This window comes from Paraburkholderia sp. J69-1, from assembly GCF_905220255.1.
Classification (GTDB): domain Bacteria; phylum Pseudomonadota; class Gammaproteobacteria; order Burkholderiales; family Burkholderiaceae; genus Paraburkholderia.
This window is the reverse complement of record NZ_CAJMZG010000008.1, coordinates 355,959-369,591: the sequence shown is the minus strand read 5'-3', so window position 1 is coordinate 369,591 and position 13,633 is coordinate 355,959. Positions and strand designations below refer to the sequence as shown.

Here is a 13,633-nt window from a genome sequence, read left to right as displayed (position 1 = left end):
CCATTCCGTTTCTGCCCCGCGCGAACTGCGCCGCCGCTCACGCCATGCACCATCCACAACGCCGCCGTTTCGTGCTCGCAAGCCTGCTTGCTGCGATCGGCGCCGCGCATGCCGGCAGCGGCATGGGCGCCACGCGCGAAGTCACCATCGCGCTCGTGCTCAAGGCCATGCCCGATCCCTTCACGATGGCGATGGTCGCCGCCGCCAGGGGTTTCCAGGCGCACTCGCCTTATCCGTTCAAACTGGTGATTCTCGGCATCCAGTCGGAAACCGATGCGGCCGGACAGATCCGCCTCGTCGATACGGCCATCAAACAGCGTGTCGATGCGATCGTGCTCGCGCCCGCCGATTCGCGCGCGATGGTGAACGCCGCGCGTCGCGCCGTCCAGCACGGCATCCTCACGCTGGCGATCGACAATCCGCTCGATGCCGACGCGCTGCGCGAAGCGCGCATTCACGTGCCTTACGTGGGCCCCGACGACCGCCGCGCCGCGAAGCGCGTGGGCGAATATCTGGCGCGCCGGCTGCATGCAGGCGATCGTGTCGGCATCATCGAAGGGGTGTCGTCCGATCTCAACGCGCAGCAGCGCACGGCCGGCTTTCGCGACGCGATGCAGGCCGCGCACGTCGAAGTCGCGGCGACCGAAACCGGCAACTGGGAATATGGCCAGGGGCGTCTCGCGGCGGCCTCGATTATCGCGTCGCAGCCGGGCATTCGCGCGCTGCTATGCGCGAACGACAACATGGCGCGCGGCGCGGTCGATGCGGTGCGCGAATCGCAACTCACCGGCCGCGTGCTGATCACCGGCTTCAACAACAGCGACGCCATCAAGCCGATGATCAAGGATGGCCGCGTGCTCGTCACGCTCAACCAGTTCGCGGAAAAGCAGGCGGTGTATGGGCTCGACGTGGCGCTGCAGGCCTGCGTCGAACATCGCGATCAGGAAGACCTTTCCGAATACATCGAAACGCCCGTCGTGCTGGTGGCGAAGGATATTTCATAGCAGCGGATTGCACGCGCAATCTGGCGGCGCATTTTCGCGTTGGCATCATATGATGGCGGCTCGCACGATACCGAACGTCACGAAATCCAACGCGCATATGAACAAGAAAATCGAACCCGTCGTTACTCGTTTCCGCTTCGCTAGCCACGTCACCACGCACTTCGCCTCGCACGTCACCACGCTCTCCTCCACGCTCCTCGCCGCCCTCGCACTCGCGGGCTGCGCCGCCAGCAAGGCGCCGTCGTCCACCCAGGCGTCCTCTGGCGCCTTCGTGCAACAAGGCGCGGCCACGGGCGCGCGCCCGGTGAAGGTGATGATCGTCACGATGTTCGCGCCCGAGGCCAAGACCTGGCTCGACAAGCTCGGGCCCTGGGACAGCATTCCCGTCGCGGGCCTCTCGCCCGACTATCCCGCCGTGCAGTGCAATCACGACGATGTCTGCGTGATGACCACCGGCATGGGCCACACGAACGCCGCCGCATCGACGATGGCACTCGCCTTCGCGCCGCAATTCGATCTGCGCCAGACTTACTTCCTGGTGGCCGGCATTGCAGGCGTGAATCCGCAGCAAGGCACGGTGGGTTCGGCGGCGTGGTCGGACTGGCTCGTCGATTTCGGCCTGCAATGGGAGATCGATCCGGACCGTCGTCCTAAAGGCTGGCATACCGGCTATCTCGGCATCAATACGAAAAACCCCGGCGAAAAGCCCGCGCTCGACTATCGCACCGAAGTCTTCCAGCTCAATGCGAAGCTGACTTCGGCGGCCTATGCCTTGAGTCACGACGTCGCGCTGGCCGATAACCCCGAAGCGAAAGCCGCGCGCGCGAAGTATCGCTATGCGCCAGCCAATCGCGCGCCCAGCGTGATCCGTTGCGATTCGATTGCAGGCGATACCTGGTGGTCGGGCGCGGAACTCGGTGCGCGCGCAACCGAATTCACGCGTCAGCTCACCGGCAACAAGGGCGTCTATTGCATGACGCAGCAGGAAGATAACGCCACGTATGAAGCGCTCAAACGCGCCGCCGCCACGCAGCGTGTCGATCTCGACCGGGTGGCCGTGCTGCGCGCGGGATCGGATTTCGATCGTCCATACAAGGGCCAGTCGAGCGCCGCCAATCTGCTCGGCTATGCAAGCCAGGGCGGCTTCGCGCCCGCGCTCGAGAACCTCTATCGTGCGGGCAATCCGCTCGTGCAGGATATCGTCGCGCATTGGGACGACTGGCGCACTGGCGTGCCCTCGCGCTAATCCTCCCTGCGTTCCTGCCCGCGTCTTTCGACGCGGGCAAGCTTTGAAGCGCCTGCCTCATTGCGCCCTCGTGAAGCGCGGAAATGCGTCTTTGACCGGATGGACTTATCAAGGCATCCATGCCAGATTGAGCCACATCCTTTCGCGCGGCACGCTTGCCGCCGCGACGCACCGTTATTTTCCGGCTCAAAGGGGGACACTTGCGCGATTCGTTTCCTATCGAAGCGGCGCTGAACGTTCAGCCCTGCAACGCTCGACCGATACGTTCAGACGAAGGCAAAAAGCACACACGTGCGTGCTTCGTTATCGGCGTGTCGCCCAGGGTATGCACGTCGCCGCTCTGAATCCTGCGGCGCGCGTCGTCGTCCTCGGCGCCGGGCCTGCGGGCGCGGCGGTCGCGCGCGAACTGGCGCGCCTCGGCTACGCGGTGCAGGTCGTCAGCGACTGGCGGCGCTTCGACGCCGTGGAAGGCCTTTCGGCGCGCGTCATCGAAGGCTTGCGTCATGCGGGTCTGCATCGCGCGGCCAGCAGCGTCGCCGGACCCTGCACGCGCACGACGCTCTGGAACGGCGTGCTGCAAACGCTCAACGCGGAGTTTCTGGCCGATCGCCGCGTATTCGATGCCGCGTTGCGCGACGATCTGCGCCAGGCCGGCGTCGATGTGATCGAGGCGAATGTGCGCAATATCCAGACCTCGCCGGCCGGTCACGACCTCGTGATCGAAACCGCCGATGGCCCGCTTTCGCTGCGCGCCGATTTTCTCGTCGAAGCGCGCGGGCGTTTTGCGCCGCTGTTGCGCGACGCCACGCGCGGCCCGCAAACACTGAGCCTGCTGAACTTCTGGCAAGGCGAGCGTGGCGCGGCGGCATCCGCCATCGAAAGCCTGCAGGACGGCTGGGCATGGATGGCGCGCCTGCCCGACGGCCGTTGTTACTGGCAGATGACACTCGATGTGGCGAGCGCCGAACTCCCGCAGCGCGACGAACTGCTGGCATTCTGCGCGCGCATGCGGCACGCGCCGCTGGCGAGCGACTTTTTCGCGCACGACGCGGATACCAATGTGCGCCTGCACGCGCGCAGCAGCACCGCGACATTGTGCGGGCGCACCGGCGCGCACAACTGGCTGCGCGTGGGCGATGCGGCGATGGCCGTCGATCCGCTATCGGGCAACGGTATTTTCCAGTCGCTTTCGTCTGCACTGCAGGCGCCCGCCGTGATCCACACCTTGCTCAGTTGCCCTGAGCGCGCCTCGCTCGCGCTGCGCTTTCATCAGCAGCGTATCGAGCAGTTGTTCGTGCGCTTCGCGCGCACGGGCCGCGACTTCTACGCGCTCGAACAGCGCTGGTCCGCACGATCGTTCTGGGAATCTCGCCGCCTCTGGCCCGACGACGCGCCGCTGCAAGTGAACGCCGATTTCAACCAGCTCAATATCGAGCGTGCGCCGGTGATCGACGGCGATCTGATCGCCGAAGCCGATGTGGTCGTGAGCCCCGATCAACCGCTTGGCGTCTGGCATCTGGAGGGCGTGCCGCTCGCGCCTATCGTCGAGGCGCTGCGCAAACAGCCGGCCGAACAGGTGCTGCGCGCACTCGATGCCGATCAGGCGCGCCTCGTGCGCCACTGGCTCGACGCGCACGGTTATTCGCAAACGCACGCCTGACGCGCGGTTTGTTTCGAGACATCCGCACGCTGGCGCTGCATCGCACAGCTTCGGATCATCGCTTCGCGATCCTCTCTATACTCGTTCGCGTATTCGACCTGCCGGCAACGCGCCGCGCCTCTGCCGCGTGACATCCGCGTGACATCCGGGTAACGCCTGCTTGATACCTGCGCAGCACCCACTATTCGCGTGATTCCCCTTTCGCCTCAACCAGGAGCGCTACTGATGAGCACGTTCACCACCCGCGACGGCACCTCGATCTACTACAAGGATTGGGGCAGCGGCCGCCCGGTCGTCTTCAGCCACGGCTGGCCGCTTTCGTCCGATGCCTGGGACGCGCAGATGCTATTTCTCGTGCAGAAAGGCTTTCGCGTGATCGCGCACGACCGTCGCGGCCACGGCCGCTCGGACCAGCCGGCCAAAGGCAACGACATGAACACCTGGGCCGACGATCTCGCCGATCTGCTCGACAAGCTCGATGTGAAAGACGCCACGCTGGTCGGACATTCGACGGGCGGCGGCGAAGTCGCGCGCTATATCGGCCGTCATGGCACGAAGCGCGTGTCGGGCGCGGTGCTGATCGGCGCGGTGCCGCCCATCATGATCAAGAGCGAACAGAATCCGGGCGGCCTGCCCAGGGAAGTGTTCGACAACATTCGCAAAGGTGTCGTCGATAACCGCTCGCAGTTCTTCAAGGATCTGGCCGTGCCGTTCTACGGCTTCAATCGCAGCGGCGCGAAGACCTCGCAGGGCACGATCGACGCGTTCTGGCTGCAGGGCATGTGGGGCGGCATGCTGGCGCTCTACGAGTGCGTGCACGAATTCTCGGAAGTCGATTACACCGAGGATCTGAAGAAGATCGATGTGCCCACGCTGATCCTGCACGGCGACGACGACCAGATCGTGCCGATCGACGACGCGGGCAAGCTCTCCGCGAAGATCGTCAAGGATGCGACGCTCAAGATTTATCCGGGCGGCTCGCACGGCATGTGCACGACCGAGGCCGACAAGGTCAACGCCGACCTGCTGGAATTCCTGAACCGGAAGTAACGACCGGACGTAATGACCGGAACGAAGGACCGGCCCGCGCAATCCTGACGATGGCGAATCGTCTGAATCCTGCATCGCTTCGCCGCCAATATCCCACTGTTTGACCAGGAAATTCGGACGCAAAACGAAGCGCTGCGGCAATAAATTCTTCTATAAGACTCAGCGATACCCCTCGCTTTCAGCAAGGGTCTTCACCAACTTGACAAGTAATCGATGGTACGAAACTGAAATTATCCGATCCGTCCCCGAGCGATCGAAAATAGCGCATAAGCCTTTATTTATCAGGCATTTGCGGCGATAACGTTTTCAGCGCAAGCCCGCCCGTTCGCGGCAAACGCGACGATTTCACGCATGAACATGCTCGCGCAACGCAATTTCATAATATGAAATTCATGTCGATCTCGGCCCCGGGCGATCCGAAATTGAGGCAAAATCCAGGTGTTTCGCCGACTGCGCGCAGCCGGTGGTGTTACCACCTCGTTTAACGATCCCGCCAAGAAGCCGATGAGTACCCAGCAACCCACCATCATCTATACCCTGACCGATGAAGCGCCGCTGCTTGCCACCAGCGCGTTTCTGCCGATCATCCGCACCTTCGCTGCGCCGGCCGGCGTGAACGTCGAGACCAGCGATATTTCCGTGGCGGGCCGCATCCTCGGTGAATTTCCCGAATTCCTGACCGAGGAACAACGCGTTCCGGACAACCTGGCTGAACTGGGTCGTCTCACGCAGCTGCCGGAAACCAACATCATCAAGCTGCCGAACATCAGCGCATCGGTGCCGCAGCTCGTCGCAGCCATCAAGGAACTCCAGAACAAGGGCTACAAGATCCCCGACTTCCCGGAAGATCCGAAGACCGACGAAGAAAAGGCTATCCAGAAGCGCTATTCGAAGTGCCTCGGCTCGGCGGTGAACCCGGTCCTGCGCGAAGGCAACTCGGACCGCCGCGCACCGCTGGCAGTCAAGAACTACGCGAAGAAGCACCCGCACAGCATGGGCGAGTGGAGCATGGCTTCGCGCACCCACGTCGCGCACATGAAGCACGGCGACTTCTACCACGGCGAAAAGTCGATCACGACCGACAAGGCGCGCGAAGTGCGCATGGAACTCGTGACGAAGAGCGGCGAAACCATCGTCCTCAAGCCGAAGGTCTCGCTGCAGGCTGGCGAAATCGTCGACAGCATGTTCATGAGCAAGAAGGCCCTGCTGGACTTCTATGAAGACCAGATGGAAGACGCGCGCAAGACCGGCGTCATGCTGTCGCTGCACGTCAAGGCGACCATGATGAAGGTTTCGCACCCGATCGTGTTCGGCCACGCTGTGCGCACGTTCTACAAGGACGCGTTCGCGAAGCACGCCAAGCTGTTCGAACAACTGGGCGTGAACGTCAACAACGGCCTCGTCGATCTCTACACGAAGATCGACACGCTGCCGGAATCGCAGCGCGAAGAAGTCATCCGCGACATGCACGCGTGCCACGAGCACCGTCCGGCGCTGGCGATGGTCGATTCGGCCAAGGGCATCTCGAACCTGCACGCACCGAACGACGTGATCGTCGACGCATCGATGCCCGCGATGATCCGCGCAGGCGGCAAGATGTGGGGCGCCGACGGCCGCCCGGCCGATACGAAGTGCCTGATCCCGGAAAGCACGTTCGCGCGCATTTACCAGGAAATCATCAACTTCTGCAAGACCAACGGCGCATTCGACCCAAAGACCATGGGCACGGTGCCAAACGTCGGCCTGATGGCGCAGAAGGCTGAAGAGTACGGTTCGCACGACAAGACCTTCGAAATCCCGAAGGACGGCACGGCCCGTATCGTTGACAATGCAACCAACGAAGTGCTGGACGCGCTCACGCAGGAAGTCGAGCAAGGCGACATCTGGCGTATGTGCCTCGTGAAGGACGCTCCGATCCGCGACTGGGTCAAGCTGGCCGTCACGCGCGCGAAGAACTCGGACACGCCGGCCGTGTTCTGGCTCGACCCGTATCGTCCGCACGAAAACGAAGTGATCAAGAAGGTCGAAGCGTACCTGAAGGATTACGACACGAGCGGCTTGGACATCCAGATCATGTCGCAAGTGCGCGCGATGCGTTACACGCTCGAGCGCGTGATCCGCGGTCTGGACACGATCTCGGTCACCGGCAACATCCTGCGCGACTACCTGACCGACCTGTTCCCGATCATGGAACTGGGCACGTCGGCGAAGATGCTCTCGATCGTTCCGCTGATGGCTGGCGGCGGCATGTACGAAACGGGCGCAGGCGGTTCGGCTCCGAAGCACGTGCAGCAGCTGGTTCAGGAAGACCACCTGCGTTGGGACTCGCTCGGCGAATTCCTCGCGCTGGCAGTGTCGCTGGAAGACCTCGGCATCAAGACGAACAACGCGCGCGCCAAGCTGCTCGCGAAGACGCTCGACGCCGCAACCGGCAAGCTGCTGGACAACAACAAGGGCCCGTCGCCGAAGACCGGCGAGCTGGACAACCGCGGCAGCCAGTTCTACCTGTCGATGTACTGGGCACAAGAGCTGGCAGCGCAGAAGGACGACGCGGAACTCGCCGCCCAGTTCGCGCCGCTCGCGAAGGCACTGGCCGACAACGAACAGAAGATCGTTGCTGAGCTGGCTGCTGTTCAGGGCAAGCCGGTCGATATCGGCGGTTACTACAAGCCGGACTTCGCGAAGCTGGCTGAAGTGATGCGCCCGAGCGCGACGTTCAACGCAGCGCTCGAAGCGGTCGCGAAGTAAGCCGACGTTAGCTTTAGCTGCATTCGAGGCCTGTTTTTAAGGCCTCGTTGTAGAAACGCCCCTGCAGCTTCTGCTTGCAGGGGCGTTTTGTTTTTGGGCATTGAGTTCACCACGCCCAGCGCACACCTGCATCGCCCGCGATCACACGCTGATGCTCTCCGCCCAGATTCGTCAGCCAGCTTGCGGTGACGAACACGCTGCCGCGCTTCGTCAGTTGCGCGACAAGCCCCACACCGACCTGCCCCATCGTCTGCCCGACCGGCGTGCCCAGCGTGGTGGTGCCGCTGAAGGTGGTTTTGTCATCGGCGCCGAATGCGCGCAGCACATTCACCCGCGCATAAGGTTTCCAGTCGATGCCACCGGCCGCGAACGCGTACTGCAAGCGCGCGCCGATGCGGCCGAGAAACGTATTGCCGTTATTCCACGTGACCTCGGAAATTCCATCGTTGAAGCGGTAGAGCGAAAGCCATTGCCAGACGATCTGTGCCTGCGGCTCCAGCGTGAGGCCATATGCGAGCGCCATCAGCAAACCGGTTTCGATGGACCCGGTGAACGCGTTGCCGTGTGTCGAACCTGATACGCCGCCATCGGTATCGCTCGACTGCGTGCGTACCGTGAGCGCGCTGCCCATTGCCACGGCGTCCGTGTACCAGCCGCCCGCGCCGATGTGCGTCCAGTACGCGCCAAGGTTGTACGCATTGATCTGCAGCGAGCCTGCGCTGTAATCGGGCTGCCCTAGCGCAAAGCCGTCCACGTCGCCCACGGCGCGCGAAAAACCCAGCAGAAAGCCGAAGTGATCGCGCACACCGCTCGCGGGATGTGTGGCATAGAGATCCTGACCGATCTGCATGCCCCATACCGATCCGTCTAACGACGGGTTCAGCTCGCCGCCCTGCCCGATAGTGCTATCGCCGCCCCACGCCCGCGCCCACGATGCGGGTACTGTGCCACTCTCGGTAAGCAAGCCTTGCTCGCCTTGACGATCATGGAATGTATCAATCTGAAGGATGCCTAATTGACGGGCGAAGCTGGGCGCTTCGGCGTAAAGCGGTACTTCCGCACGATAAACAGGCACGCTGTTGGCTGCCTCTTTGGCGACCGCGATCGCCACAGCCTGCACGATAGATTCTGGCGTGCCTGGCGCGGTAACAACGGGCTCGGGCGCACTACCTACATTCGTCTCGCCTGTTACGGCCGGAATGGTATTGCGCAAATACCAGTTCTGGCTCGTACCTGCGCTTACGCCGCCCTTCGCCAGAAAGTATTCATACGCGCCAGCCTTCACGGACCCGCCCGCCAAAGAAAACGCTCCGGCATTCGTGGTCGCGCCATTGATCGCCTGCACGATCTGAATGCCGTCACTCGACGTAGCCGCGCCTGGCCCATTCACGTTCGCGACATCCAGCGTGCTATTGCCGCTGGCCGTGCCGCCACTCACCACGAGCCGGTCCGATGCCGCGCCATCGCCGGCCAGATATGTGTTCAGCGCAATCGACGCATTCTGGCCGATATAGTTGCCCGCCACCGTCAGCGTATTGCCCACGCCGCTGCCGCCAAGCCGCACGAGCCCCGCATTGGTGAGATTGCCGTTGATCTGGAAATTGCCGATCGCGCCGCCTGCGAGCGTGGCCATTGCATTGGCCGTAGCGATCGTGCCGTTATTCGTGACGTCGCCACTCACGCTGCCATAGCCGCCCAACGTCGCGCCCGCTGCAACCGCCACTGCGCCACCGCCTGTGAGCGCAGCCGCGCTGCTCGCGCTATCGCCCACAATCAGCGAGCCCGCGCTGACATTCGTGCCGCCCGCATAGCTGTTGCTCCCGCCATCGAGCGTCAGCGCGCCTGCGCCGAGCTTGGTTAGCGCGCCTGCACCCGTGATGTTCTGCGCAATCGTCGAGCTGAAACTCTGTGTATCGATGGTGCCGTTGTTCGCCGTAATCGCCATCGCGCGGCTGGCCGAAAGATCGAATTCGCTATTCAATTGCAGCGTGCCGCCGTTGAACGTGAGCGCGCCCGTCGATGCGCCGATGGCGTTATCGGCGGCAATCGCAAGCGTGCCTCGCGTAATCGTCGTGCCGCCGGAATACGTATTGCCACCCGATGCCGATGGCGAGAGCGTCAACGCGCCCGCACCGGTTTTTTCCAGCGTGCCAGTGCCGCCGATCAAACCCGCGTACGTCCCATCGCTGTCCTGCTGAAAGCGCACGAGACCGTTATCGGTCACGGCGAGCGGCAGATTCGCGGCGTTCGCCTGCAAGGTCGCGCCACTGTCCACACTGGCGCTGACCGTCGCCGTGGTCGTGCCTAAACTGCCGGTTAGATTGAGTGTTCCGCTCTTGACATAGGCATTCGCAAACGTGCCCGTCCCGGACCATGTCCATGCGGTGCCGGTCATCGTCAGCGTCTGGTAGTTGACGAAGGCATTCGAAGCCGTGCCGCTGCCCTGCAATTGCACACTGTTGGTTCCGCCGCCACCATCAGCACTACCCACTATTTCTGAACCGGTCTGCAAAATCAGTGTGTCATTGCCATTGCCGTTCTTGATGGCCGTGCCGCTACCGCCCTGAATCAACCCCGCATTGGTGATGGTGGTATTGCCATTGGTCGAACGCACGCCAATGCCGTTATTGCTGACGATCGATCCGCCCGCCTGATTCGTGATCGTCGCGTTAAAAGAACTGCCGAGCGTATTCGATACGACCGCGTCGACGCTGCCGCTACTCGACGCCGTACCGGTCGTCTGGATCGTCCCGCTATTGACGAGCGTATCGTTGTTGCCCTGCATATAGACCGCAGGGCTGTCGCGTCCCGATGAGGCGAGCGTGCCGCTATTGTTGATGGTGCTGCTGCCACCCAGCAGCGAAGCCGCGCGCGCATTGCTGCCCGAAGTCGAAACCGTGCCGGTATTGGTGAGCACATTGCCCGACGCGCCCTGGTTGCTTTGCCCCCACGCCGCGGTCATGCCATAAGAGTTGGCGCCCGATGTCGTGATCTTGCCGTTGTTGACGAGCTGATTGTTGTTGCCATTCGCGGCCAGACCATCGTTATAGGCACCCGTGGTGGCGATGACGCCGCTTGTGCCATTCGTCACGGTATTGCCGTTATTCACGCCGATCAGCATGGCTCCGCGATTCGCCACGCCCGTGCCATTGCCCGACATCGAAAGGCTGCCGTTATTGACGAGGGTGCTCGATGTATCGACTGAGAATGGCGTCGGCGTGCTGGCAAGCGAATAGGTGCCGGTGACGGTGCTGTCGAGCGTAATCGAAACCTGCGTACTACCGGAAACCGCAACGACAGAAGGTGCGCCCGATCCGCTGCACGTAACCGTGGTATTGCTGGCCGGCGCTGTCGAGGAACAGGCGGCGTGCCCCACCACCGGCGTTGCACCGGTCAATAGCGCCATGCTGCCCACACCGATTTTCCACGTCCGTTTTTGCATTTTCACGTGCAGTGTATGGAACGTTGCGACTGCATTCGGCTGCGTGAATCGGTTTATAACACCGCTTTAAAAAACCTTCCCGATAAGTGTTTTCATCAGACAATTAAAGCTTCTTTAAATGTCCTTTTGTGCGATGCGGAAATTCAACCAATCAACGTATCGCCCATGTTTCAAATATCGCTTGAATAACGATGCAAAAAGAAAGCACGCGCGGCTCAATGCGCGTTATTCCCCAGCGCAATCTCATACCGCACATAGCCGGTACGCGTCGCCACGTTTTCCTGATTCGTCACCCAGTAAATATGAAACCCGTTCTGCTCCACGCCGGTCGCTTCCAATCGCTCGATAAACGCCGTGGCAATGCCTTGCCTGCGACTCTTCACACTGGACGTCCACACAGCGGCCGTGCTGAAATAAGCGGAACCGAATCTTTCATCACCAGCCATCATGCCCGCTGATATCAGGACAATGGATCTCAATCTGCTGCGCGCACTCGACGCCCTGCTCGACGAGCGCAACGTCACGCGCGCCGCGCTGCGTCTCTCGCTCACGCAACCTGCGGTGAGCGGCATGCTCACCCGCCTGCGCGAAGCCTTCGACGATCCGCTCTTCGTGCGTACGCAGCGCGGCATCGCGCCCACGTTGCGCGCACTGGAACTGGCCGCACCGGTCAGGCAGATTCTCGGCGAAGTCGAGTCGCTGCTCACGCCGCAAGCGTTCGATCCTGCCCGCGCCGATTTCACGCTCACGCTCGCGGCCACCGATTACGCGCTGCAAGCCGTGGTGTCGCCCTATCTCGCGGCCCTGCGTCGCGATGCACCGGGCATACGCGTGGCGGTCGTGCCCGCCCAGGACCCGTCGCTGTTCGCGCAACTCGCACGCGGCGACGTCGATATCGCGTTGATCACGCCGGAGAGCACGCCGCCCGATCTACACGCTCGGCGTCTTTTCGATGAACGCTACGTATGCGTGATGCGTAAAGATCATCCCGATGCCGCGCGCAAGCGCATGACGATTGCACGCTTTTGCGCGCTCGATCATGCGCTCGTTTCGTATTCGGGCGGCGCATTCGAGGGCGTCACGGACACCGCACTCGCGCAGCTTGGCCGCAAGCGGCGCGTGGCGCTTTCGGTGACGAGTTTTCTGGTATTGCCGGAGATTCTGCGCGCAAGCGATCTGATTGCAGTCGTGCCGCAAAGGCTCGCCGAGCGTGCCGAAGGTTTAGCCGTGCTCGCGCCGCCACTCGCGATTCCCGGCTTCACGAAAACCGCCGCCTGGCACGAACGCACGCATCGCGATCCGGCGCGGCGCTGGGCACGCGCCTTGCTCTTCGATGTGTGCGGTTCGCTTTAGCAATGCGTGCGGCCGCAATCAATTCGAAAGCTCGCCTGCACGATGCATCATTCCCTGCGTTGCAGACTCACACTTCGTGCGGTCACAGCCCAACGCTTCGCGTTAGAATCGACGGCATCTTTTTCCAATCCTCTCGTTCATTTATGCTTCGACCTTCCGAACCCGCGAACGAAGCCGAGCGTCTGGACGTGTTGCGATCGCTCAAGATCCTCGACACACCGCCCGAAGACCGCTTCGACCGCATCACGCGTCTCGCACGACGCCTGTTCAACGTGCCCATTGCGGCCATCACGCTGGTCGATTCAGGCCGCCAGTGGTTCAAATCGCATCCGGGTCTCGACGTTTCCGAGACCTCGCGCGACGTGTCGTTCTGCGGCCACGTGATCCTCGGCGACGAGCTGTTCTTCGTCAACGACGCCAGCATCGACTCGCGTTTCGCCGACAATCCGCTGGTCACCGGCAATCCGAATATCCGCTTCTATGCGGGCTGTCCGCTGTCGGTGCCGGGCGATATCCGGCTGGGCACATTATGCGTAATCGATAACCGCCCGCGCGTTTTCGACGACGAGGAACGCATCGTGCTGCGCGATCTCGCCGCCATGGCCGAGCAGGAAATCGCCGCCACCCAGATGGCGACGACCGACGAACTCACGGGCCTTGCAAACCGGCGCGGTTTCAAGTCGCTCGCGGAGCAGGCAGTGCGTCTGTGCCGCAACACGCAGCGCCCCGCTTCGCTGCTGTATCTCGACCTCAACGGCTTCAAGCAGATCAACGATACCTACGGCCACGCCGAAGGCGATCGCGCACTGGTTGCGTTCACAACGATTCTGCGCACGGCGCTGCGCGATGGCGATGTGATCGGCCGGATGGGCGGCGATGAATTCGCCGTGCTGCTTTCCAGTACCGACGAACACGGCGCAATGAGTGCGATGGAACGCATCCGCAATCAGTTGGAGATTTTCAATCGCGCCGCGCAAAAGCCGTATCAGTTGCGCAGCAGCGTGGGCAGCGCGATGACGCATGACGATCTGCCGTCGTCGGTGGACGATCTGCTCGCGCGCGCCGATGCCGCGATGTATCAGCAAAAGCGCACATCATTGGGCGAGCGGCGTTAAGGCGTTTTTCGCAAG

Annotated in this window: 9 protein-coding genes; 7 read left to right on the top strand and 2 right to left on the bottom strand. The window is 62.4% G+C overall.

Features of this window, described 5'->3' with window-relative positions:
• Positions 1-44 precede the first annotated feature (44 nt).
• The 5 genes from U5A67_RS17305 to U5A67_RS17285 all read left to right on the top strand — a co-directional run bounded on the left by U5A67_RS17305 (position 45) and on the right by U5A67_RS17285 (position 7,708).
• Complete coding sequence (locus U5A67_RS17305) at positions 45-1,004, top strand: substrate-binding domain-containing protein (RefSeq protein WP_321815233.1); 960 nt, start codon at positions 45-47, stop codon at positions 1,002-1,004.
• Positions 1,005-1,101: 97 nt separating this feature from the next.
• Positions 1,102-2,250, top strand: a complete 1,149-nt coding sequence (locus U5A67_RS17300) for a purine nucleoside permease (RefSeq protein WP_321815234.1) — start codon at positions 1,102-1,104, stop codon at positions 2,248-2,250.
• Between the two features lie 325 nt (positions 2,251-2,575).
• Entirely contained in the window at positions 2,576-3,910 is a 1,335-nt protein-coding gene (locus U5A67_RS17295; protein ID WP_321815235.1) for an NAD(P)/FAD-dependent oxidoreductase, read from the top strand.
• Between the two features lie 225 nt (positions 3,911-4,135).
• The gene (locus U5A67_RS17290) at positions 4,136-4,960 is read left to right on the top strand and encodes an alpha/beta hydrolase (protein ID WP_321815236.1); all 825 of its coding nucleotides are present in this window, start codon (positions 4,136-4,138) and stop codon (positions 4,958-4,960) included.
• A gap of 504 nt (positions 4,961-5,464) precedes the next feature.
• Positions 5,465-7,708, top strand: a complete 2,244-nt coding sequence (locus U5A67_RS17285) for an NADP-dependent isocitrate dehydrogenase (protein WP_205987429.1) — start codon at positions 5,465-5,467, stop codon at positions 7,706-7,708.
• A gap of 106 nt (positions 7,709-7,814) precedes the next feature.
• On the opposite strand, the gene U5A67_RS17280 is transcribed toward U5A67_RS17285, so the two are convergent.
• Both U5A67_RS17280 and U5A67_RS17275 read right to left on the bottom strand, forming a co-directional pair.
• Positions 7,815-11,114 carry an autotransporter outer membrane beta-barrel domain-containing protein gene (locus tag U5A67_RS17280; RefSeq protein WP_415767856.1) on the bottom strand — a complete coding sequence of 1,100 codons (3,300 nt, stop codon included), beginning with the start codon at positions 11,112-11,114 and terminating at the stop codon, positions 7,815-7,817.
• A 251-nt stretch (positions 11,115-11,365) separates the two neighbouring features.
• Positions 11,366-11,533: a hypothetical protein gene (locus tag U5A67_RS17275; protein WP_321815238.1), complete on the bottom strand. Its 168-nt coding sequence runs from the start codon at positions 11,531-11,533 to the stop codon at positions 11,366-11,368.
• A 64-nt stretch (positions 11,534-11,597) separates the two neighbouring features.
• Here U5A67_RS17275 and U5A67_RS17270 point away from each other — a divergent pair, with 64 nt between their 5' ends.
• Positions 11,598-12,503, top strand: a complete 906-nt coding sequence (locus tag U5A67_RS17270; RefSeq protein ID WP_321815239.1) for a LysR family transcriptional regulator — start codon at positions 11,598-11,600, stop codon at positions 12,501-12,503.
• Positions 12,504-12,646: 143 nt separating this feature from the next.
• Complete coding sequence (locus U5A67_RS17265; protein ID WP_321815240.1) at positions 12,647-13,618, top strand: sensor domain-containing diguanylate cyclase; 972 nt, start codon at positions 12,647-12,649, stop codon at positions 13,616-13,618.
• The last annotated feature ends 15 nt before the right edge of the window (positions 13,619-13,633 follow it).